Raw genomic sequence first — 21,542 nt, forward strand, 5'->3', positions numbered from 1 at the left:
CGTCGGCAGTCAGCCCGGCGACCGCGCCTGCGGCTCCGCCGGCTGCTGCGCCCGCTGCTCCGTCGGCGACAGCCGCACCGGCGGCCTCGACGCCCGAGGCGGCGTCCGCCGACGCGGGCAGCCGTGCTCTGAAGTCGACCGCCCCGGCGATGAAGGAATTGTCGCCCTGGGTGATGTTCATGTCGGCGGACATCATCGTGAAGGGGGTGATGATCGGGCTCGCCTTCGCCTCGCTCGTGACCTGGACCGTCTTCATCGCCAAGTCGATCGAGCTGTCGGTCGCCTCCGCCAAGCTTCGTTCGGCACTGAAGAAGATTGCGGAAGCGCGCTCGCTCGCGGAAGCGCAGATGGCACTCGGCGCCAAGGAGGGCATCTTGCCGTCCTTCCTCGCGGCGGCGCTGCGCGAGGCGCGGATGTCGGCGGGCATCTCCAGCGATACCGGCATCAAGGAGCGCGCGGCCTCGAGCTTCGCCGAGATCGTGCGCGCAGAGCAGCGGCGTATCCGCATCGGCATGGGCGTGCTCGCGACCATCGGCGCCACGTCGCCCTTCGTCGGCCTGTTCGGCACGGTCTGGGGCATCATGAACAGCTTCATCGGCATCTCGAAGTCGCAGACGACCAATCTCGCCGTGGTCGCGCCCGGCATCGCCGAAGCGCTGCTCGCCACCGCGATCGGCCTCGTCGCCGCCATTCCCGCCGTCATCATCTACAATCACTTCGCGCGCATGACGAAGGGCTATCTCGAGCTGGTCAGCCGTGCGTCCGGCACGTCGGCGCGGCTGCTCTCGCGCGATCTCGACCGCAGCCATGGCAGCGTGCATTCGCGCGCGGCGGAGTGAACGATGGGCGCTTCGATCGCAGACAACGACGCCGATGACGACGATTTCTCCGAGACGCATGAGATCAACGTCACGCCGTTCATCGACGTCATGCTGGTGCTGCTGATCATCTTCATGGTCGCAGCACCCCTGTCCACGGTCGATCTGCCGATCGACCTGCCGACGTCGACGTCGACGCCGCAGAAGAAGCCGGACAAGCCGACCTACGTCACCATCAAGCCGGATCTTTCGGTGGCGATCGGGGAGAACTTCGTCAAGCGCGTCGATCTCGTCAGTGCGCTCGACCACACGCCCGACATGAGCAAGGACAAGTACATCTTCCTGCGCGCCGATCGCGCGGTGCCGTATGGCGAGCTGATGGAGGTGCTGGAGTTCCTGAACAAGGGGGGCTATTCCAAGGTCAAGCTGGTGACGCTGGAGGGTGTCCCGGGGGCCGCGTCCCCGCAGGACGCGCCGGCGGCAGCACCGAAGCCGTGACGAAGGCCCGACGCCGATGTCCGATCTCGAACTGAAACCGTCTCGCAAGCTGTGGGTGATCGCCGCAGTGGGCGCGGTTGCGCTCCATCTCGGGGGCGCGGCGCTGGCGCTCGCCAATTTGCGCGGTGACGATCAGGACTTCATCGCTGATCCCCAGGGTATCGAGGTCGGGCTCGAGGCCATGTCGCCCAATGGCGAACCCAGCGAATTGCCGCCGGGACCGGACTCGAACGAGTCCGTCGCCTCGCCCGAGCTGACCGAGCAGAAGGCCGAGCTCAAGGAGAGCAGCCTTCCCAAGGACGTCCCGATGGAGGCCGAGGAGGCCGACCGGGCCGTGACGATGAACGAGACCAAGAAGCCGGTCGAGGAGGAAACCAAGGAAGCGGTTGTCCCCACGGCCGCCTCGGTGGCCTCGCCCGCCGCCGAAGCGACGGCAATGCCGACCTCGGACGCCGAGAAGAAGAGCGATCGCTCGGTTCGCATTCGCCAGGGCTGGGAAAAGGACCTGGTCGCGCATCTCGACCGGCACAAGCGCTACCCCAAGGGCCTGTTCAAGGCGGCTGAGCTCTCGGTTCGGCTGACGCTCGACCGGCTCGGCCACGTGATTTCGGTCGCCATCGAGAAGGGCTCGGGCGATCCGGCCTTCGACGACGCCGCCATTGGCATGGTCAAGCGCTCCGATCCGGTGCCGACGCCGCCGCCGCTGGTCGCAGACGACGGGCTGACATTCGTCTTGCCGGTGATTTTCAGGAAGAACGAGAAGGCGGGGAAGGGCTAAGGCCGCTATCCGGCCATGGCCTCAGCGCCAGTAGAGCCGGATCCCGACATAGACCGTGACCAGGCAGGCGAAGATCATCGCCACCGGAAGCGGCCGCTTCTGGCTGCCGCCAAATGTCGCCGCCACGAAGGAAGCCGCCTTGTTCGGCTTTGGCGGCGCCGGGCGGCGGAAGGCGGTAACATTGTCCGCTGCTGGCTCCGGCGGCCGGGTGCGGACATCGGGCGCGGTTCCCGCGCCGCCCATCTCGGCGTAATAGGCCTTGTAGATCGCACCGATGGTGGCCTCGGTGGCGTCACCCTCGCTCATCTGCGCCAACAGATTGTTGTAGCTGGCCAGGAACTCCTGGGCCTCCGAAGGCAGCGCGGACGCCCCGTTGAGCTTGGCCATCATCTTCCAGGTGGCGAAATCGGCGCGGGCACGGGTGTCGGCGCGTCGCGCGATCAGCATATCGGCAGCTTTGACCAAGTCGGCCTCGGGCCCTTCGGCGTGTGTTCGGATGTTGCTCTTCAACTACGCGTTGCCGGTCAGGAAGAGAACAGCCTGAATCACATAACCGGTCAACGTTCGCAGTATTGCTGAAATAACATCAAGATTTAGACCGAACTGGGAACCTGCCAGGGGCAGCAGGATCAAGAGCCCGATCAGGATCAGCATTCCGAACGGCTCGAGCCGCGCCAGCGGCAGGGCGAGCGGCCGCGGCAATAGCCCCACGGCGACCCGCCCGCCATCGAGCGGCGGTATCGGCATCATGTTGAACACCGCCAGCACGGCGTTGATCACCAGCGCATTTTTGAGGTTGTCGAAGATCCATTGCGCCGAGTTGGCCGGCGCCCAGGGCAGGGCGTGGAGGGCGAGAGCCGCCACCAGCGCCAGCAGGATGTTGGTGACGGGCCCGGCCAGGGCCACCCAGACCATGTCCAGCCTGGGGTGGTTGAGCTTGCGGAAATTCACCGGCACCGGCTTGGCATAGCCGAACAGGAACGGCGAATGCGCAAACAGCAGCATCGCCGGCAGGATCAGGGTGCCGAACGGGTCGATGTGCCGGAGCGGGTTGAAGCTGACGCGGCCGAGCTGCCAGGCCGTGTTGTCGCCGAGACGATGCGCCACGAAGGCGTGCGCGGCCTCGTGGAAGGTGATGGCGAGCACCAGCGGCAGCACCCAGACGGAGAGATCATAGAGGGAAATGTTCACAACTCATCCGTTCCGGTTCTGCCCGCGCGCTTCGCGAAACTGGCCGTATAGGGCCACAACCCTTCACGATCTACCGTTATATCGCGTCCAATTCCGAAATTGCCCGTTGCAAATGATCCGCCAGGAGGGAGCCCCGCGCCGCTTCAACCAATCCTGACCTCACGCCGGGATCGTCGTCGGATATTGCGTCAGGCCGTCGTCGAGCTTCAGCCAGGCGAGCTTCTCGCTTACCCAGATGTGCTCGGTTGGCGCAAAGGCGTTGCGATCGTCGAAGGTGGCGAGTGCCACACCGGCCAGCGTGCCGTTGCGGCGCCAGGCGAACAGCCGCGTGCCGCAGCGCTTGCAGAACACGCGGTCGATATTCTCGGACGACGCATAGCGCTCGGTCTCGCCTTCGACCGTCAGCGAGCGCTGGTCGAACTGCGCGCGGGCGAAATAGGGCGAGCCCATCGCCTTCTGGCATAGGCGACAATGGCAGATGCGCACGTTGAGCGGCTCGCCCTCCGCCTTGAACCGCACCGCGCCGCACAGGCATCCACCTTCCCGGATCATGGCTCAGGCCACCCGCCATTCGCCGACCTGGCGCGCCATGTTCCAGTTGAGATTGTCGAGATCGCCATCCATGTCGGAATTCCTGCGTCTGGTGTTGGTGAAGGCGGCCCAGCAGAAGCCGCCATGGGTGCGCACGGCGATGGTGCTGGTGCCCGGCAGGCTGCCATTGTGCCACCAATTGCCGAATTTGTTGACGCAAAAACCCTTGGCGTAGTCCGGGCTGTAGCTGGGCGCGGTGGTCATGACCTCTATGGTGCGCGGCCGCAGGATGTTCGCCGGCCTCGTGTAGCCGTCCACATGCATCAGGAATTGTACGAGATCCGACGGTGTCGCGATCCAGCCGCCATGGGAATCCATCCGCCGGACATTCATGCCGTAGGGATTTTCGCCCTGACCGTAATAGACGACTTCGCCGGCCTGGCGCTGGTCGCGCGTGTCGCCCGCAATCGTCATGTCGGTGACGCCGCAACGCCCGAGCACCTCGGCGCGGACGTGCTCTGCATAGGGCTGCCCGGTGAGCTTCTCGATGATCCGCCCCACCACGCAATAGCCGAAATTGGAGTAGGCGTAGCGCTGGCCCGGCGGCCGCTCCAGCGGCCGGTTGGCCAGCGTCCAGGCGATCAGTTGCGCATGGTCCATCCGCGGATGCGTGAACATGGGATCGCGGTTGTCGTTGCTCCAGCCGCCGGCGGTGTGGGTCAGCAGATGTTCAAGCGTGATCTGGTCGATGCCGGCAGAGTAGGGCGGCGGCCCGTAATCGGTGCCGAGGATCGCGCCGGGGCCGAACACGCGGTCCGTCAGCTTGAGGCGGTTCTCCTCGATCAGGCGGAAGATCGTGACCGAGGTGATCATCTTGCTGACGCTGGCGATCCGGAACAGATGCCGCGGCGTCACGGCCTCGTTCCGCTCGATATCGGCAAGACCGAAGGCGTCCTCATGGACAACAGCGCCGGCATAGCCGATCGCAAAGGAGAGCGCCGGCACGCCGTACTTGTCCATGAAGCTGTGTGCGAGCCGTGCCATCGCGCCGCGCTCGGCCGGCGAGGGCGGGCGGATGCTCGGCGGGTTCGGCGCGAGTTGCGCGAGTGTCGTCGACGACAGCAGCGGCAGCATGCCTGCGCCCGCTGCGAGCTTCACGAAATCCCGACGCCCAAAATCTCGACGCCCAAGCCGCATGGTCCGCCCCTCCCAGGGGCGGCCAGTGCTTCAGTAGGTCGCCCGGCCACCGGAGATATCAAACACCGCGCCGGTGGAGAAGGCGCAATCTTCGGATGCGAGCCAGCTCACCATCGCGGCGAGCTCTTCCACCAGCACGAAGCGACCCTTCGGAATTTTCGACAGCATGAAGTCGATATGCTGCTGCGTCATCTGGTCGAAGATCGCGGTTTTCGCCGCCGCCGGCGTCACCGCGTTCACCAGGATGTCGTGGGCGGCGAGCTCCTTGCCGAGCGATTTCGTCAGCGCGATCAGGCCGGCCTTGGACGCCGAATAATGCGACGCGTTCGGGTTGCCTTCCTTGCCGGCAATGGACGCGATGTTCACGATTCGCCCGTATTTCTGCTTGAGCATCACCGGCACGATCGCCTTGCAGCAGATGAAGGGGCCGTCGAGGTTGATGCGCAGCACCTTGCGCCACTCCTCGAGGTCGGTCTCCCAGACCGGCTTGTTGACGCCTGCGATGCCGGCATTGTTGACGAGGATGTCGATCTTGCCGAAGGCGGCAAGCGTCGCATCGCGCGCCTGCTCGACGCCTGCGGTGTCGGTGATGTCGACTTTGAAAACACGTACGTCGCCGCCGATTTCCTTTGCCGTCTTCTCGGCCAGCGCGGCGTCAAAATCCCAGATCGCGACCTTGGCGCCGGAATCGACGAAGCGCTGGGTGATGGCGCGGCCAAAGCCCTGCGCGCCGCCGGTGACGATGGCAACGCGGCCGTTGAGATCGATCTTGTTCATTGATCTGTTCCTTCGCTCAAATTCGGCGGCAGCGGCGGTTTGCTCCCTCGCCCCGCTCTTCGCGGGGAGAGGGCGGGGTGAGGGGTGTCTCCACATCCGCGCGCGAAGATATTGTGCCTCGCCCCTCACCCGGATTGCGCCGGACGATGCTTCGCATCGCCGAGGCAATCCGACCTCTCCCCGCAGAAGGGCGGGGAGAGGTTAAGTGATCAGAGCATGTAGCCGCCGTCGACGACGAGGTCGACGCCGGTGGTGAACGCACTTTCGTCACTGCCGAGATAGACCGCCATGGCCGCGATCTCGTCCGCGGTGCCGAGCCGGCCCATCTTCTGGCGGGAGACGAACATCTCCTTGCCCTGTGGCCCTTGCGCGGCAGCGCGGTCGAGCATCGAGGGCGTCTCGACGGTGCCGGGGCAGATGCTGTTGCAGCGGATGCCCTTGGTGATGAAGTCGAGCGCGACCGCGCGCGTCAGCAGCGACACCGCCGCCTTCGACGCGCTGTAGACGTAACGGTTGGCCGGCGGCCGCAGCGCCGCGCAGGACGAGATGTTGACGATGCTGCCGCCACCGCCCGCCAGCATGTCGGGTAGGAACGCCCGGATGGTCCGGTGCATCGACTTGACGTTGAGGTCGAACGAGAAATCAAAATCCTCTTCCGAGCACTCCAGGATGGTGCCGTGGTGCACGAAGCCCGCCGCGTTGAGCAGGATGTCGACCTTGCCGATGCGCTTGGCGAACGCGTTGACATCGGCGGTGTTGCGAACGTCGAGCTTCGCCGTCTCGGCGATGCCTTCCTTGGTCAGGCCCGCGATGCCGGCCTCGTTGATGTCGGTGGCGATCACGGTTGCGCCTTCGCGCGCGAATGCGATGGCGCATGCGCGCCCGATGCCTGCCGCAGCGGCGGTGACTACAGCGCGCTTTCCCTTGAGGCGGTCTGCCATTTTCTTGTTCTCCTCGATTTGCTCGGTGCCGTAGCCCGGATGAGCGCGCAAGCGCGATATCCGGGAGCGGACGTCCCGAGTGTCGCTTCGCTCACCCGGGCTACGTGTGCCTAACTCAGTGATTATCCCGCGCCACGCCAAACGTGCCGGCGACGTTCTGGTAACGCGTGGCGAGCTCCATGCAGGCGCCGGTCGACTGCTGGCCGACGGTGTTGCGATAGAGCTCCTGCCACGGCGTCTGGTTCGGCGGATGCTTGAAGCCGCCGTTGGCCTTGAGCTCGGCGTGGCGCTTCTTCACCTCGTCGTCCGAGATCAGGATGTTGGCGCTGCCCTTGTTGAGGTCGATGCGCACCTTGTCACCGGTCTTGAGGATCGCAAGCCCGCCATTGGCGGCGGCTTCCGGCGAGGCGTTCAGGATCGACGGCGAGCCCGACGTGCCGGACTGCCGGCCGTCGCCGATGCAGGGCAGGGAGTGGATGCCGCGTTTGATCAGCGCCGCCGGCGGCTGCATGTTCACGACCTCGGCGCCGCCGGGATACCCGATCGGCCCGGTGCCGCGGATGAACAGCACGCAGCGCTCGTCGATGTCGAGCGAGGCATCGTCGATTCGCTCGTGATAGTCTTCCGGTCCCTCGAACACGATGGCGCGGCCCTCGAAGGCGTTGAGGTCCTTCGGGTTGCTGAGATAGCGGTCGCGAAACTCCTTGGAGATCACGCTGGTCTTCATGATCGCGGAATCGAACAGATTGCCGCGCAGCACCAGGAAGCCGGCGTCCTTGACCAGCGGCTTGTCGTAATTCCAGATCACGTCGTTGTCGGGTGTGGGCGCATTGGCGCAGTTCTCGCCGATGCCGCGGCCGTTCACCGTGACCGCGTCCTCGTGGATGCGCTTGTGCTTCATCAGTTCGCGCACCACGGCCGGCACGCCGCCGGCGCGGTGGAATTCCTCGCCGAGATAGAAGCCGGCCGGCTGCATGTTTACCAGCAGCGGCACGTCGTGGCCGAATTTCTGCCAGTCGTCGATCGACAGCTCCACGCCGATATGGCGCGCCAGCGCGTTGATGTGGATCGGCGCATTGGTCGAGCCGCCGATCGCCGAGTTGATGACGATGCAGTTCTCGAATGCCTTGCGGGTCAGGATGTCCGAGGGCTTCAGGTCCTCCCAGACCATCTCGACGATGCGCTTGCCGGTCTCATAGGCGATCTGCCCGCGTTCGCGATAGGGCGCGGGGATCGCGGCACAACCCGGCAGCGAGAAGCCCAGCGCTTCGGCAAGCCCGTTCATGGTCGAGGCGGTGCCCATGGTGTTGCAATGGCCGACCGATGGCGCGGACGACGCCACGATCTCCATGAACTCCTCGTAGTCGATCTCGCCCGCGGCGAGCCGCTCGCGCGACTTCCAGACGATGGTGCCGGAGCCGGTGCGCTCGCCATTGTGCCAGCCGTTCAGCATCGGGCCGCCCGAGAGCACGATCGCCGGCAGGTTGACGGTTGCCGCCGCCATCATGCAGGCCGGCGTGGTCTTGTCGCAGCCGGTGGTCAGCACCACGCCGTCGAGCGGATAGCCGTAGAGGATCTCGACCAGGCCGAGATAGGCGAGGTTGCGATCGAGCGCCGCGGTCGGGCGCTTGCCGGTCTCCTGGATCGGATGAGTCGGGAATTCCATCGCGATACCGCCGGCCTCGCGGATGCCTTCGCGGACCCGGTGCGCGAGCTCGATATGGTGGCGGTTGCAGGGGGAGAGGTCGTTGCCGGTCTGGGCGATGCCGATGATCGGCTTGCCGGACTGCAGCTCGGCGCGGGTGAGGCCGTAATTGAGATAGCGCTCCATATAGAGCGCGGTCATGCCCGGATTATGCGGGTTGTTGAACCATTCCTGCGAACGAAGGTGGCGGCGGCTGCCGTTGCTGGCGGGCGCATGCCCGTTGGTCGGCTTTTTTGTCATTGATCTCTCCTGCAATGCAAACGCACTGGCGTCGGCCTTAGGGTGTTGGCTTGTGCGATGCCCAACGGCGCAAGCGACACATCGCCGGCCCGCTGGCGGGTCGTTTCCTCACAAGTGCGATATTAGTCATGGCTACTTGGTAACGCTATCATTTTGTTCGCGGCACCCACACCGGAGGCGGGTGGCCTGCTGTCCGGACGCCGTGCCGGCGAGCTCTGGCGCTCGATCACCTTGAAGCCGAGGTCGAGCACCGGTTGCTCCGGGCGCCGTCCTTCGATCGCCTCGATCAGCATGGCGGCGGCGGTCCGGCCCATCTCGTACCGGTTGGTGCGCACGCTGGTCAAAGTGGGGACGGCGGAGGCCATGAATTCGAGGTCGTTGAAGCCGACGATCGCGATCTGCTCGGGGACCGCGATGTCGCGGCGGCGGCATTCGAACAGCACGCCGAGCGCGAGGTCGTCATTGGCGCAGAACACCGCGTCGATGCCGGGGTCCCGCGCCAGCAGATCGGTGAACAGGGCTCCCCCGAGCGTCACCGAGGTCGGTGTCGCGGTCGTGACGACGAGGCGCTGCTCGAACAGGGAGGCTTCCTTCATGGCCGAGACGTATCCGTCCAGCCGCCGCTGCACCCGCGGATCCATGCGCGCGCCGAGGAATCCGATCTTGCGGTGGCCCTGTGCGAACAGATGCGCAATCGCGGCGCGGGCCGCATCATAGTGCGAAAAGCCGATCATCATGTCGACGGGATTGGGCCCGATCTCCATGATCTGCACGATCGGGCAGTCGGCCGCCTCCAGCATCGCGTGCGATTCCGCGGTCTGGTCGATCCCGGTGACGATCAGCCCGGCCGGCTTCTGCGCAAGAAACAGGCGCAGCAGTTTCTCCTCCTGGAGGATGCTGTAGCGGGTGTTGGAGAGCTGGATCGAGTAGCGGCTGCCCTCGGATGCGTCATAGATGCCGCGCAGCACGTCCGAGAACACATTATTCGTGAGCGACGGGATCAGGACGCCGATCACCTCGGTGCGGTGCGAGGCCAGCGCGCGTGCCGCAAGGTTCGGCACATAGCCGAGCTCCCTGGCCGCGCTTTCGACCCGCGTCCGCTTGGCGACCGACAGCGCCTCGGGATTGCGGAAGAAGCGGGAGGCGGTGATCGGGCTGACGCCGGCAAGCTCGGCGACTTCCGCCAGCCGGATTTTGCCTGACTTGGTGCGCTTTCGACCCATTTGTTGCTCTTAACACAGTCACTCCCGCAAACAAAGGAACGTTGACRGCGCTACCAGCAACGACTAACCAAAGACAAATTGCCAAAACCGCACAAACTGCTGACAATGTCGCCCGATAAGGTCGGGCTTCGTTCGGTGAAGTCTGGAAAAAGCAAGACGGTGGCGGCGCGACAATTGCGTCGTCGAGTCGGAGGAGGGAGCTAGATGTCGTCTGTGCAAATCCGCGACGTGCGGAAATCGTTCGGCAATTTTGAAGTCCTGCACGGCGTCTCGATCCCGATCGAGGATGGCCAGTTCGTCGTCCTGGTTGGCCCCTCCGGCTGCGGCAAGTCGACGCTTCTGCGCATGCTCGCGGGCCTCGAGAACATCACCTCCGGCACGATCTCGATCGGCGACCGCGTCGTCAACAATATCCAGCCCAAGGAGCGGGATATTGCGATGGTGTTCCAGAACTACGCGCTCTATCCGCATATGACCGTTGGCGAGAATATGGGCTTCTCGCTGAAGCTGCGCGGTGCGAGCTCCGACGAGATCAACAAGCGGGTCAAGCGCGCCGCCGAAATTCTCGCGCTGTCGCCGCTGCTCGAACGCTATCCGCGGCAGCTCTCCGGCGGCCAGCGCCAGCGCGTCGCCATGGGCCGCGCCATCGTGCGCGATCCCCAGGTGTTCCTGTTCGACGAGCCCCTGTCGAACCTCGATGCCAAGCTCCGCGTCGCCATGCGCACCGAGATCAAGGAGCTGCACCAGCGGCTGAAGACCACGACCGTCTACGTCACCCACGACCAGATCGAGGCCATGACCATGGCCGACAAGATCGTCGTCATGCACGACGGCATCGTCGAGCAGATGGGCACGCCGCTCGAGCTCTACGACAAGCCGGAGAACCAGTTCGTCGCCGGTTTCATCGGCTCTCCCGCGATGAATTTCCTGAAGGGCCATATCCGCGTCAACGGCGCTGCGACCTTCGAGGGACCGAACGGGGTCAAGCTGCCGCTCCAGAACGCACCGGCCGCGTCCGACGGCAAGCCTGTGGTCTATGGCGTCCGTCCCGAGCATTTCACCATCGCCGACGACGGCGCCGAGGCCGAGATCATCGTGGTCGAGCCGACGGGGTCGGAGACGCAGGTGTTCGCGAAGGTCGGCGGCGAGCAGGTCGTCGCGGTCTTCCGCGAACGTCACCAGTTCAATCCCGGCGACAAGGTCAGGCTGAAGCCCGACCCGTCGCTGGTTCACTTGTTCGACGAGGCGACCGGTAAACGCATGTAACGACGTAAAAACCAACCAATACAAATATAAAATTCAGGGAGAGAACGATGAGCGATTTCGACAGGCGTAGTTTGCTCAAGGCTGGCCTGGGCGGCGCAGCCCTGCTGGCCGGCCCGGGGATCGTCCCGGTCCGTGCGGCGGAGTGGACCAACGTGCCGGAGCCGAACGCCTCCATCCGCGTGCTGCGCTGGAAGCAGTTCATCCAGGCCGAGTTCGACAAGTTCGCCGAGCAGACCAAGAAGTTCTCCGAGAAGACCGGCGTCAAGGTGAAGCTCGAAGCCGAGAGCTGGGATGACATTCGGCCGAAGGCCGCGGTCGCCGCCAATGTCGGCGCCGGCCCCGACCTGATCATCGGCACGCTCGACGATCCCCACAAATTCCCGGAGAAGCTGATCGACGTCACCGACGTCGCCGACTATCTCGGCGCCAAGTATGGCGGCTGGTATCCGGTCGCCGAGCGCTACGGCAAGAAGGGCAACAGCTGGATCGCGATTCCGCAGGGCGCGACCGGCGGCTGCATGAACTACCGCGTCAGCCACATGAAGGCGGCGGGCTTCGAGGAGTTCCCGAAGGACCTGCCGGGCTTCCTCAAGCTTTGCCAGGCCTTGAAGAAGAACAATACGCCGGCGGGCTTCGCGCTGGGGCATGCGACCGGTGACGCCAATGGCTGGTGCCAGTGGCTGCTGTGGGCGCATGGCGGCAAGGTCGTCAACGACAAGAACGAGGTCGTGATCGAGTCGCCGGAGACGATTGCGGCGCTGGAATACGTCAAGCAGCTGTATGCGACCTTCATTCCCGGCGTGCTGTCGTGGAACGACAGCAACAACAACAAGGCCTTCCTGAACGGCGAACTCAGCCTGACCCTGAACGGCATCTCGATCTGGACCGTCGGCAAGAACTCCACCGACCCCAAGCAGCAGGAGATCGCCAAGGACATGGACCACGCGCCGATGCCGATCGGCCCGGTTGGCGTGTCGACCGAGCAGCAGAACGTGCTGGTCGCCTACGGCTACAAGCACTCGAAGTATCCCAAGGYGGTCAAGGAATACATCAAGTTCATGTGGGACAAGGAGAACTACGACGCCTGGGAGGTCGCCTCCAACGGCTACGTCGCGCCGCCGCTGCCGGCCTACAACGACAATCCGGTGTGGACCTCGGATCCCAAGATCACACCATTCCGTGACTGCCTGAAGCGCTGCCGCGATAACGGCTATGCCGGCGATCTCGGCTACGCCTCGGCGGCCGTGATGGGCGACTTCGTCGTGGTCGACATGTTCGCAGAGGCCGCGACCGGTTCGGCCACGCCGCAGCAGGCTGCGGCGCGGGCAGCCGAGCGCGCCAAGCGCTACTATCAGGTCTGATCAGCCACCGGCGGCGGCGTCCAGCTCGCTGGGCGCCGCCGTCGTCGTTCCGTGAGGGGAGTCCGACATGGCAGTTATGGCCGAGCCCGTCGCCGCGCAGGTCAAGCGCAGCAGCCTGTGGTCCAGAGCGTTCGAAAGCCGGCACTTTCTCGGCGCGATGTTCATGGTGCCGGCTATCACGATCCTTGTGCTGTTTCTGGCCTACCCGCTGGCGCTGGGACTCTGGCTCGGCATGACCGATACCAAGATCGGCGGGGTCGGACGCTTCATCGGATTCCAGAACTTCGTTTCGCTCGCAAAGGACTCGGTGTTCTGGCTGTCGGTGTTCAACACCATCTTCTACACCGTGAGCGCCAGCATCGTGAAATTCGCCATCGGACTTTACCTGGCGCTGCTGCTCAACGAGCGGCTGCCGTTCAAGTCGATGATCCGGGCGATCGTGCTGCTGCCGTTCGTGGTGCCGACGGTGCTCTCGGCGATCGCGTTCTGGTGGATCTATGACAGCCAGTTCTCGATCATCTCCTGGGTGCTGATCAAGGCCGGCCTGATCACGAGCTACATCGACTTCCTCGGCGATCCCTGGAACGCGCGCTGGTCGGTGGTCGTCGCCAATATCTGGCGCGGCGTGCCGTTCGTGGCGATCACGCTGCTGGCGGGATTGCAGACCATCTCGCCCTCGCTCTACGAGGCGGCCAATCTCGACGGCGCCACCAATTTGCAGCGCTTCCGCCACATCACGCTGCCGATGCTGTCGCCGATCATCGCCGTCGTGATGAYGTTCTCGGTGCTGATGACCTTCACCGATTTCCAGCTCATCTACACCATCACGCGGGGCGGGCCGATCAACGCCACGCATCTGATGGCGACGCTGTCGTTCCAGCGCGCGATCACCGGCGGCAATCTTGGCGAGGGCGCGGCGATCTCGAACGCGATGATCCCGTTCCTGGTCGCAGCGATCCTGTTGAGCTTCTTCGGACTTCAGCGCTCTCGCTGGCAGCAGGGCGGAAGGGACTGACCATGACCACCGCGGACGACCAAACCATCGGAATGTCCTATTTGGAAAGCCTGCCGCGGAAGTTTCTCCGCGTCTACCTCCCGCTCGGCCTGATCGTCGTCTTCCTGCTGTTCCCGTTCTACTGGATGGCGGTCGCGACGTTCAAGCCGGACGCGGAGATGTACGATTACGAGAAGTACAATCCGTTCTGGATCGTGCATCCGACGCTCGAGCACATCAAGAAGCTGTTCTTCGACACCGACTATCCGCTGTGGATGTGGAACACCATCATCGTCTCGGTGTCCTCGACCTTCATCTCGCTGTTTGCCAGCGTCTGCGCGGCCTATGCGATCGAGCGGCTGCGCTACAGGGGATCGCGCTATGTCGGCCTGGCGATCTTCCTCGGTTACCTGGTGCCGCCGTCGATCCTGTTCATTCCGCTGGCGGCGATCGTGTTCCAGCTCGGCCTGTTCGACGGCAATCTGGCCCTGATCCTGACCTATCCGACCTTCCTGATCCCGTTCTGCACCTGGCTCTTGATGGGCTATTTCCGCACCATCCCCTATGAGCTCGAGGAGTGCGCCCTGATCGACGGTGCCACGCGGCTCCAGATCCTCACCAAGATCACGCTGCCGCTGTCGCTACCAGGGTTGATCTCGGCCGGCATCTTCGCCTTCACGTTGTCCTGGAACGAGTTCATCTATGCGCTGACCTTCATCTCCTCCTCGGAGAACAAGACCATCCCGGTCGGCGCCATCACCGAGCTCGTCAACGGCGACGTCTACCATTGGGGCGCGCTGATGGCGGCGGCACTGACCGGCTCGGTCCCCGTAGTTATCCTTTATTCCTTCTTCGTGGAGTATTATGTGTCGGCGATGACCGGCGCCGTGAAGGAGTAATCGCGGGGCCTGCCTCGAGAACGCGCCAAGAGAAGACGTCAAGGGCGGCGCGTTCCGGCCAATAAAAAGGAGTAGGCTCTTGCACATTCTGGTTCTGGGCGCCGCCGGCATGGTCGGCCGCAAATTGTGTGAACGGCTGTTGCGCGACGGCCGGCTCGGCAAGAGCGAGATCACCAAGCTGACCATGCATGACGTGGTCGAGCCGAAGAAGCCGGAAAAGGCCGGTTTTGCCGTCGAGACGGTGTCCGGTGATTTCGCCGTTCCCGGCGCGGCCGAGAAGCTGATCGCAGGCCGCCCCGACGTGATCTTCCATCTCGCCGCGATCGTGTCGGGTGAGGCGGAGCTCGACTTCGACAAGGGCTACCGCATCAATCTCGACGGCACGCGGATGCTGCTCGACGCTGTCAGGCTCGTTGGCGGCGGCTACAAGCCGCGCGTGGTGTTCACGTCCTCGATCGCGGTGTTCGGCGCGCCGTTCCCGGAGGCGATCGGCGACGAATTCTTTCACACCCCGCTGCTGAGCTACGGCGCGCAAAAGGCGATCGGCGAACTGCTGCTCGCCGACTATTCCCGCCGCGGCTTCCTCGACGGCATCGGCATCCGCCTGCCGACCATCTGCATCCGGCCCGGCATGCCCAACAAGGCGGCATCGGGCTTCTTCTCCAACATCCTGCGTGAGCCGCTGGCCGGCAAGGAAGCGGTGTTGCCGGTGTCCGAGGACGTCCGCCATTGGCACGCCACGCCGCGCTCCGCCGTCGGCTTCCTGCTCCATGCCGGCACCATGGACCTCGCGACCGTCGGCCCGCGCCGCAATCTCACCATGCCCGGCCTGTCGGCCACCGTCGGCGAGCAGATCGCGGCCCTGAAGCGCGTTGCCGGCGACAAGGTCGCCGCCCGCATCAAGCGGGAGCCCGATCCCTTCATCGTCGGCATCGTCGGCGGCTGGCCGCGCAATTTCAATGCAAAGCGGTCGCTCGAGCTCGGCTTCACCACAGCCGAGAAGAGCTTTGACGACATCATCCGCATTCACATCGAAGACGAGCTCGGCGGCAATTTCGTCGCCTGATCTCTGACTGAGCGGGTAAAGTGATGGCGAGCGTTGCTTGCATCGGCGAGTGCATGGTCGAGCTCCGGCAGGCCCAGGGCGGACATTCGGCTGGACAGTCTGCCGGCCAGTCCGGCGGGCAGGGTGGCGGTCTCTACGCGCGCGGCTTCGGTGGCGACACCCTCAACACCGCGGTCTATCTGGCGCGGCTCGAGGTCAAGGTCGATTATCTCACCGCGCTGGGCGATGATGCGTTGAGCGATGAGATGATCGCGGCCTGGAATGCGGAGGGCGTCGGGACACGCCGTGTCGCGCGGTTGCCGGGCAAGCTGCCCGGCCTCTACATGATCCAGACGGACGCGAAGGGCGAGCGCCAGTTCTTCCACTGGCGCGACAGTGCGGCGGCTCGTCAGTTGATGAATCTGCCGGAGACGGACGAGCTCCTCAACTCGCTGATGAGCTACGACGTCGTTTATCTCTCGGCGATCACGCTCTCGATCTATGACGCACCCGGGCGCGAGCGCCTGTTCGCGGCGATCAAGCGGGCGCGCCTGCTCGGCACCCGCTTCGTGTTCGACACCAACTTTCGCGCACGCGGCTGGCCCGATCGCGATGTCGCCCGCGAGGTGTTTGCGGCGGCCTTCGCGGCCGCCGACATCGTGCTGACCTCCACCGAGGACCTGCTCGCGCTGTATCCCGGGGAGAGCCACGACCAATTGATGGCGCGAATCCCGAGCTCCGAGCTGGTGTTCCGGCTGGCCGAGCCGGTCAGCCTGCTGCGCTTTCCCGGAGGAACCAGCGAGGTGCGCGCCGAGCCCATGACCAAGCCGGTGGTCGACACCACCGCGGCCGGCGACAGCTTTGCGGCAGCTTATATCGCGGCCCGGCTCGGCGGCTCCGAGCCGGTCGAGGCCGCCCAGGCCGGGCATCGCCTCGCCAGCCTCGTGATCTGCTATGCCGGGGCCATCATTCCGGGCTATGCCATGCCGCCGAAGAAACGGCACCGGCCGGCGACCTCTCGCCAGGCGACCAAGTAAAGAAGCGACAACGATGACCACGACTGCCCAACAGAACCACCTCGTCGCGCTGTTCAAGGCCGCGACCGTTATTCCCGTCCTCACCATCGAGCGTATCCAGGATGCCGTGCCGCTGGCGCGTGCGCTGGTTGCCGGCGGCGTCCGCACGCTGGAGGTGACCCTGCGCACCCCTGTTGCGATCGAGGCGGCGAGAGCGATGATGGCCGAAGTCCCCGAGGCGCTCGTCGGCATCGGCACGATTRTCAATCCGGCCGACTTTACCCGTGTCGAGAAGCTCGGCGTCAAGTTCGGCATCAGCCCGGGCCTGACCCCCGATCTCCTGAAGGCCGCCGCCGACAGCGCCTTGCCGTTCGCGCCGGGTATCGCGACCGCGTCCGAGCTGATGATGGCGCTCGCGCACGGCTTCGACGTCGCAAAATTCTTCCCGGCCGAGCAGGCCGGCGGCATCAAGGGCCTGCGCGCGCTCGGCGGTCCGTTTCCGAACGTGCGGTTCTGCCCGACCGGCGGCGTCGGCGAGGCCAATGCGGCGACCTGGCTCGCCGAGCCCAACGTTGTGGCGGTCGGCGGGTCCTGGCTGTGCCCGACCGCGGAGATCAGGGCCGGGAACTGGGCCGGCATAACTGCCATCTGCCAGCGCACGCTCAAGGCCCTGAAAGCCGGGTGAAGTCTTGCCATCGATCGGCTAAGACTTAGGTCAGTAAGAGACGCTAGGGAGAATGACCATGACCGCCAGCATCGTCGGATGGGCGCATACGCCGTTCGGCAAGTTCGACACCGAAACCGTCGAAAGCCTCGTCACCCGCGTGGCCAATGAGGCGCTGGCCGATGCGGGCATTTCCGCGTCCGACGTCGACGAGATCGTGCTCGGTCATTTCAACGCCGGCTTCTCGCCCCAGGATTTTACCGCCTCGCTGGTGCTCCAGGCCGACCCGAAGCTGCGCTTCAAGCCGGCCACCCGCGTCGAGAACGCCTGCGCCACGGGATCCGCTGCGGTGCACCAGGGCCTGCGCGCGATTGCCGCGGGTGCGGCCAGGATCGTGCTGGTCGTCGGCGTCGAGCAGATGACGCGCACGCCGGGCCCGGAGATCGGCAAGAACCTGCTGAAGGCGTCCTATCTGCCCGAGGACGGCGACACCGTCGGCGGCTTCGCCGGCGTGTTCGGCAAGATCGCCAGCGGCTACTTCCAGAAATACGGCGACCAGTCCGACGCGCTGGCGCTGATCGCCGCCAAGAACCACAAGAACGGCGTCGCCAATCCCTACGCCCAGATGCGCAAGGATTTTTGCTTCGAATTCTGCCGCTCCGAGAGCGAGAAGAACCCCTATGTCGCCGGTCCCCTGAAGCGGACCGACTGCTCGCTGGTCTCCGACGGCGCCGCGGCGCTGGTTTTGGCCGACGCCGAGACCGCCAAAGGCATGAGCAAGTCGATCGGCTTCCGCGCCACCGCGCACGCCCAGGACTTTTTGCCGATGTCCAAGCGCGACATCCTCGCGTTCGAGGGTTGCACGGTCGCCTGGCAGCGCGCGCTGGAGCAGGCCGGCGTCGCGCTCACCGATCTCTCCTTCGTCGAGACCCATGACTGCTTCACGGTCGCCGAATTGATCGAGTACGAAGCGATGGGCCTGACCCCGAAGGGGCAGGGCGCCCGCGCCATCAAGGAAGGCTGGACGCTCAAGGACGGCAAGCTGCCGGTCAATCCGTCCGGCGGATTGAAGGCCAAGGGCCACCCGATCGGCGCCACCGGCGTCTCCATGCATGTGATGACCGCGATGCAGCTTGCGGGGCAGGCCCCCGAGGGCATGCAGCTCAAGAACGCCAAGCTCGGCGGCATCTTCAACATGGGCGGCGCCGCGGTCGCCAACTACGTCTCCGTGCTGGAGCCGCTGAAGTAAGCTCTTGTAGAGTGGGTTAGTCCTAGTAGGGTGGGCAAAGGCGCGAAAGCGCCGTGCCCACCTTCTTTCTTGTCTTGCGCTAGATCATGGTGGGCACGCTTCGCTTTGCCCACCCTACGGCTCCTGATTGATTTGCGAGAAATGCATCATGAGCAATGACGACTACCTCACTTTGGACCAACTCAACGATCGCATCGCGATCCTCGAGGACAATATCAGGCAGCTGATCGAGCAGGCCGCCGCCGCCTCGGGCGAGCAGAACGAGGCGCGCATCGCCGACCGCATCAACCAGCAGAACGACGAGCTCGACCGGCTCCTGAAGATCCGCGAATCCCGCCAGAAGAAATAGCCCGCGATATCGCCGCATAACGCATGCGGCCATACGCCGGCCGCCCTTGCGTGCACGGCGCCGCTGCCGTTAGCTGGACCGAAATCGCGGGCCGAGCCCGCGCAATCGGGAGCGAACGATGGGGCCGCTGAAGGGCATCAAGGTCATCGACATGACGACCGTGCTGATGGGGCCGTATGCGACCCAGATGCTCGGCGACTACGGTGCCGACGTCATCAAGGTGGAATCGCTCGAGGGCGATGTCACCCGCCTGATCGGCCCGATGCGTCACGCCGGCATGGGCCCGGTGTTCCTCAACACCAACCGCAGCAAGCGCTCGATCTGTCTCGACCTGAAGAAGCCTTCGGGGCGCGATGCCGTGCTGCGTCTTCTCAAGGACGCCGACGTGCTCGTCTACAACGTCCGCCCGCAGGCGATGGCGCGGCTTCAGCTCGGCTACGACGTGGTCTCTGCCATCAATCCGCGGCTGGTTTATGCCGGCGTGTTCGGCTTCGGCCAGGACGGCCCCTATGCCGCGAAACCCGCCTATGACGATCTGATCCAGGGCGCGACGGCGCTCCCCGCGCTGATGGCGCAGACCGGCGACGGCGTGCCGCGCTACGTGCCGAATGCGCTGGTCGACCGCATCGTCGGTCTCACGGCCGTCGGCGCGATCTGCGCCAGCCTCGTGCATCGCGACCGCACCGGACGCGGCCAGCGCGTCGACATCCCGATGTTCGAGACCATGGCCGGCTTCGTCATGGGCGACCACATGGGCGGGCTCACCTACGAGCCGCCGCTCGACAAGGGCGGCTATGCCCGCCACCTCTCGCGCGACCGCCGGCCGTACAAGACCTCGGACGGTTATCTCAGCGTCATCGTCTACAACGACAAGCAGTGGAATAGCTTTTTCGAGGCAACCGGCCGTGACGATCTGCGCGCCGATGCGAAGTTTGCGACCTTCGCTGGCCGCGCCGCCAATATCGATGTCGTCTATGCCGAGCTCGCGCGCATCTTCGAGACGCGCGCCACGGCGGAATGGATCGAGCTGCTCACCAGGGCCGACGTGCCGGTGATGCCGATGCATGACCTGCAATCGATCCTGCACGATGAGCATCTCGAAGCGACCGGCTTCTTTCCGGTCGTCAACCATCCGACCGAAGGGCCGATCCGCAGCATGAAGGTTACTGCGAGCTGGTCCGAGACCGAAGCCGAACCGGTCCGCCTCGCGCCGCGGCTCAACGAGCATGGCGCGGAGATTCTGAAGGAGATCGGATATTCCCCGGACGAGATCGCGGCCATGGTCAACGACGGCGTCACGCGTACGGGGCCGGAGTAGGGGGTAGAGATGACGACAACTCTCTCATCCGTCATTCCGGGGCGATGCGTTAGCATCGACCCCGGAATCTCGAGATTCCGGGCTCGGTCCTTCGGACCGCCCCGGAATGACGAGGAGGAGAGAGCATGAGCTTCATCACCGGCGTCGGCCTCACACCTTACGGCAAGCATGAAGGCTCGTCCTCGCTCGACCTGATGAGCCGGGCGGCGCAACTCGCGCTCGACGATGCCGGGCTCAAGCGTGCCGAGATCGACGGCGTCCTCTGCGGTTACTCCACCGTCTCGCCGCACATCATGCTGGCCACCGTCTTCGCCGAGCACTTCGGCATTCGCCCATCTTACGCGCATGCCGTGCAGGTTGGCGGCGCGACGGGGCTTGCGATGACCATGCTCGCGCATCACCTGGTCGAAGCCGGTGTCGCGCGCAATGTGCTCGTGGTCGCCGGCGAGAATCGCCTCACCGGGCAGAGCCGCGATGCCTCGATCCAGGCGCTTGCGCAGGTCGGGCACCCCGATTACGAGGTGCCGCTGGGACCGACCATTCCCGCCTATTACGGCCTCGTTGCTAACAGGTACATGYACGAATATGGCGTGACGGAAGAGGACCTCGCCGAGTTCGCGGTGCTGATGCGCGCCCACGCCTGCACCCATCCCGGCGCGCAATTCCACGATCCCATCACGGTCGCCGATGTCATGGCGTCGAAGCCGGTGGCGATGCCGCTGAAACTGCTCGACTGCTGCCCGGTGTCCGACGGCGGCGCGGCGTTCGTAATCAGCCGCGAGCGTACGGGGGAAGCGGGCGTGCGCATCCGCGGCTGCGCCCAGGCGCACACTCACCAGCACGTCACCGCCGCGCCCGCGCTCAGCGAGCTCGGCGCCGAGATCTCCATCGCGCGCGCCAAGGAGATCTCCGGTCTTGCGATTTCAGACGTGCGCTATGCCGCGATCTACGACAGCTTCACCATCACGCTCGCGATGCTGCTGGAAGACCTCGGCCTCGCCGGGCGCGGCGAGGCGGCCGCGCGCGTGCGCGCCGGCCATTTCAGCCGCGACGGCGCGATGCCGCTCAACACCCATGGCGGCCTGCTCAGCTACGGCCATTGCGGGGTCGGCGGTGCCATGGCGCATCTGGTCGAGGCGCATTTGCAGATGACGGGACGGGCGGCTCAGCGCCAGGTGCGCGACGCCTCGATCGCGCTGCTGCACGGCGACGGCGGCGTGCTCTCGTCGCATGTCAGCATGTTCCTGGAGCGGGTGCGATGAGCGAGCGTCTGGCGGACTGGACCAAGGGCGAGCACGCCATCACCTACCAGACCTGTGCGGCATGCGGCCATGTGCAGTATTTCCATCGCGCCTTCTGCGCTGCGTGCGGAACCGCCGATCCGCGCGAGGCGCGCGCCAGCGGCAAGGGCAGGGTCTACGCGACTTCGCTGGTCTGCCGCGCCGCCACGCCCGAGACGCGCGCCCACGTGCCCTACAACAT

Annotated in this window: 23 protein-coding genes; 15 read left to right on the forward strand and 8 right to left on the reverse strand. The window is 65.1% G+C overall.

Annotated features, from left to right (window positions below; all coding sequences use genetic code 11):
• The 3 genes from exbB to ACXJL8_RS09175 form a co-directional block, all read left to right on the forward strand.
• On the forward strand, positions 1–839 hold an 839-nt coding region (gene exbB, locus ACXJL8_RS09165), incomplete at its 5' end, for a tonB-system energizer ExbB (RefSeq protein WP_456684906.1).
• Between the two features lie 3 nt (positions 840–842).
• A complete protein-coding gene (exbD, locus tag ACXJL8_RS09170) occupies positions 843–1,316 on the forward strand; it encodes a TonB system transport protein ExbD (RefSeq protein ID WP_456618737.1) in 474 nt (157 codons plus the stop codon).
• Between the two features lie 16 nt (positions 1,317–1,332).
• Complete coding sequence (locus ACXJL8_RS09175; RefSeq protein ID WP_456618736.1) at positions 1,333–2,094, forward strand: TonB family protein; 762 nt, start codon at positions 1,333–1,335, stop codon at positions 2,092–2,094.
• A gap of 21 nt (positions 2,095–2,115) precedes the next feature.
• Here ACXJL8_RS09175 and ACXJL8_RS09180 read toward each other — a convergent pair whose 3' ends face one another.
• The 8 genes from ACXJL8_RS09180 to gntR form a co-directional block, all read right to left on the reverse strand.
• Complete coding sequence (locus ACXJL8_RS09180; protein WP_456618810.1) at positions 2,116–2,541, reverse strand: hypothetical protein; 426 nt, start codon at positions 2,539–2,541, stop codon at positions 2,116–2,118.
• A 63-nt stretch (positions 2,542–2,604) separates the two neighbouring features.
• Positions 2,605–3,285, reverse strand: a complete 681-nt coding sequence (locus ACXJL8_RS09185; protein ID WP_456618735.1) for a site-2 protease family protein — start codon at positions 3,283–3,285, stop codon at positions 2,605–2,607.
• 159 nt (positions 3,286–3,444) lie between these two features.
• Positions 3,445–3,837: a GFA family protein gene (locus ACXJL8_RS09190; protein WP_456618734.1), complete on the reverse strand. Its 393-nt coding sequence runs from the start codon at positions 3,835–3,837 to the stop codon at positions 3,445–3,447.
• A gap of 3 nt (positions 3,838–3,840) precedes the next feature.
• A complete protein-coding gene (locus ACXJL8_RS09195; RefSeq protein ID WP_456618733.1) occupies positions 3,841–4,974 on the reverse strand; it encodes a serine hydrolase domain-containing protein in 1,134 nt (377 codons plus the stop codon).
• 69 nt (positions 4,975–5,043) lie between these two features.
• A complete protein-coding gene (locus ACXJL8_RS09200; RefSeq protein WP_456618732.1) occupies positions 5,044–5,790 on the reverse strand; it encodes an SDR family NAD(P)-dependent oxidoreductase in 747 nt (248 codons plus the stop codon).
• Positions 5,791–5,999: 209 nt separating this feature from the next.
• Positions 6,000–6,731: an SDR family oxidoreductase gene (locus ACXJL8_RS09205; protein ID WP_456618731.1), complete on the reverse strand. Its 732-nt coding sequence runs from the start codon at positions 6,729–6,731 to the stop codon at positions 6,000–6,002.
• 115 nt (positions 6,732–6,846) lie between these two features.
• The gene (locus ACXJL8_RS09210; RefSeq protein WP_456618730.1) at positions 6,847–8,676 is read right to left on the reverse strand and encodes an IlvD/Edd family dehydratase; all 1,830 of its coding nucleotides are present in this window, start codon (positions 8,674–8,676) and stop codon (positions 6,847–6,849) included.
• Between the two features lie 122 nt (positions 8,677–8,798).
• Entirely contained in the window at positions 8,799–9,899 is a 1,101-nt protein-coding gene (gene gntR, locus ACXJL8_RS09215; RefSeq protein ID WP_456618729.1) for an HTH-type transcriptional regulator GntR, read from the reverse strand.
• A 204-nt stretch (positions 9,900–10,103) separates the two neighbouring features.
• Here gntR and ACXJL8_RS09220 point away from each other — a divergent pair, with 204 nt between their 5' ends.
• The 12 genes from ACXJL8_RS09220 to ACXJL8_RS09275 all read left to right on the forward strand — a co-directional run.
• Positions 10,104–11,165, forward strand: a complete 1,062-nt coding sequence (locus tag ACXJL8_RS09220; RefSeq protein ID WP_456618728.1) for an ABC transporter ATP-binding protein — start codon at positions 10,104–10,106, stop codon at positions 11,163–11,165.
• 47 nt (positions 11,166–11,212) lie between these two features.
• Positions 11,213–12,526: an ABC transporter substrate-binding protein gene (locus tag ACXJL8_RS09225; RefSeq protein WP_456684907.1), complete on the forward strand. Its 1,314-nt coding sequence runs from the start codon at positions 11,213–11,215 to the stop codon at positions 12,524–12,526.
• A 67-nt stretch (positions 12,527–12,593) separates the two neighbouring features.
• Entirely contained in the window at positions 12,594–13,541 is a 948-nt protein-coding gene (locus tag ACXJL8_RS09230) for a carbohydrate ABC transporter permease (RefSeq protein WP_456684908.1), read from the forward strand.
• A 2-nt stretch (positions 13,542–13,543) separates the two neighbouring features.
• Complete coding sequence (locus tag ACXJL8_RS09235; protein WP_456618725.1) at positions 13,544–14,419, forward strand: carbohydrate ABC transporter permease; 876 nt, start codon at positions 13,544–13,546, stop codon at positions 14,417–14,419.
• 79 nt (positions 14,420–14,498) lie between these two features.
• Positions 14,499–15,485: a D-erythronate dehydrogenase gene (gene denD, locus ACXJL8_RS09240; protein ID WP_456618724.1), complete on the forward strand. Its 987-nt coding sequence runs from the start codon at positions 14,499–14,501 to the stop codon at positions 15,483–15,485.
• Positions 15,486–15,508: 23 nt separating this feature from the next.
• Positions 15,509–16,501 carry a sugar kinase gene (locus tag ACXJL8_RS09245; protein ID WP_456618723.1) on the forward strand — a complete coding sequence of 331 codons (993 nt, stop codon included), beginning with the start codon at positions 15,509–15,511 and terminating at the stop codon, positions 16,499–16,501.
• A 13-nt stretch (positions 16,502–16,514) separates the two neighbouring features.
• The gene (eda, locus tag ACXJL8_RS09250; protein WP_456684909.1) at positions 16,515–17,165 is read left to right on the forward strand and encodes a bifunctional 4-hydroxy-2-oxoglutarate aldolase/2-dehydro-3-deoxy-phosphogluconate aldolase; all 651 of its coding nucleotides are present in this window, start codon (positions 16,515–16,517) and stop codon (positions 17,163–17,165) included.
• Between the two features lie 58 nt (positions 17,166–17,223).
• Positions 17,224–18,393: an acetyl-CoA acetyltransferase gene (locus tag ACXJL8_RS09255; protein WP_456684910.1), complete on the forward strand. Its 1,170-nt coding sequence runs from the start codon at positions 17,224–17,226 to the stop codon at positions 18,391–18,393.
• Between the two features lie 148 nt (positions 18,394–18,541).
• Positions 18,542–18,742: a hypothetical protein gene (locus ACXJL8_RS09260; protein WP_456618720.1), complete on the forward strand. Its 201-nt coding sequence runs from the start codon at positions 18,542–18,544 to the stop codon at positions 18,740–18,742.
• A 118-nt stretch (positions 18,743–18,860) separates the two neighbouring features.
• Positions 18,861–20,060 (forward strand): CaiB/BaiF CoA transferase family protein, encoded by a 1,200-nt coding sequence (locus ACXJL8_RS09265; protein ID WP_456618719.1) that lies wholly within the window; start codon positions 18,861–18,863, stop codon positions 20,058–20,060.
• 125 nt (positions 20,061–20,185) lie between these two features.
• The gene (locus ACXJL8_RS09270) at positions 20,186–21,322 is read left to right on the forward strand and encodes a thiolase family protein (RefSeq protein ID WP_456684911.1); all 1,137 of its coding nucleotides are present in this window, start codon (positions 20,186–20,188) and stop codon (positions 21,320–21,322) included.
• A partial coding sequence (locus tag ACXJL8_RS09275) for a Zn-ribbon domain-containing OB-fold protein (RefSeq protein ID WP_456684912.1) occupies positions 21,319–21,542 on the forward strand: 224 nt, incomplete at its 3' end. The genes ACXJL8_RS09270 and ACXJL8_RS09275, both read left to right, overlap by 4 nt.

This window comes from Bradyrhizobium sp. P5_C11_2, from assembly GCF_054049755.1.

Excerpts from the sequence above, each read along its gene's own strand:
- exbD (WP_456618737.1), top strand. The coding sequence starts at position 843 with ATGGGCGCTTCGATCGCAGACAACGACGCCGATGACGACGATTTCTCC.
- ACXJL8_RS09175 (WP_456618736.1), top strand. The coding sequence starts at position 1,333 with ATGTCCGATCTCGAACTGAAACCGTCTCGCAAGCTGTGGGTGATCGCC.
- ACXJL8_RS09180 (WP_456618810.1), bottom strand. The coding sequence starts at position 2,541 with ATGCTGATCGCGCGACGCGCCGACACCCGTGCCCGCGCCGATTTCGCC.
- ACXJL8_RS09190 (WP_456618734.1), bottom strand. The coding sequence starts at position 3,837 with ATGATCCGGGAAGGTGGATGCCTGTGCGGCGCGGTGCGGTTCAAGGCG.
- ACXJL8_RS09200 (WP_456618732.1), bottom strand. The coding sequence starts at position 5,790 with ATGAACAAGATCGATCTCAACGGCCGCGTTGCCATCGTCACCGGCGGC.
- ACXJL8_RS09205 (WP_456618731.1), bottom strand. The coding sequence starts at position 6,731 with ATGGCAGACCGCCTCAAGGGAAAGCGCGCTGTAGTCACCGCCGCTGCG.
- ACXJL8_RS09210 (WP_456618730.1), bottom strand. The coding sequence starts at position 8,676 with ATGACAAAAAAGCCGACCAACGGGCATGCGCCCGCCAGCAACGGCAGC.
- gntR (WP_456618729.1), bottom strand. The coding sequence starts at position 9,899 with ATGGGTCGAAAGCGCACCAAGTCAGGCAAAATCCGGCTGGCGGAAGTC.
- ACXJL8_RS09220 (WP_456618728.1), top strand. The coding sequence starts at position 10,104 with ATGTCGTCTGTGCAAATCCGCGACGTGCGGAAATCGTTCGGCAATTTT.
- ACXJL8_RS09235 (WP_456618725.1), top strand. The coding sequence starts at position 13,544 with ATGACCACCGCGGACGACCAAACCATCGGAATGTCCTATTTGGAAAGC.
- ACXJL8_RS09245 (WP_456618723.1), top strand. The coding sequence starts at position 15,509 with ATGGCGAGCGTTGCTTGCATCGGCGAGTGCATGGTCGAGCTCCGGCAG.
- ACXJL8_RS09255 (WP_456684910.1), top strand. The coding sequence starts at position 17,224 with ATGACCGCCAGCATCGTCGGATGGGCGCATACGCCGTTCGGCAAGTTC.
- ACXJL8_RS09260 (WP_456618720.1), top strand. The coding sequence starts at position 18,542 with ATGAGCAATGACGACTACCTCACTTTGGACCAACTCAACGATCGCATC.
- ACXJL8_RS09265 (WP_456618719.1), top strand. The coding sequence starts at position 18,861 with ATGGGGCCGCTGAAGGGCATCAAGGTCATCGACATGACGACCGTGCTG.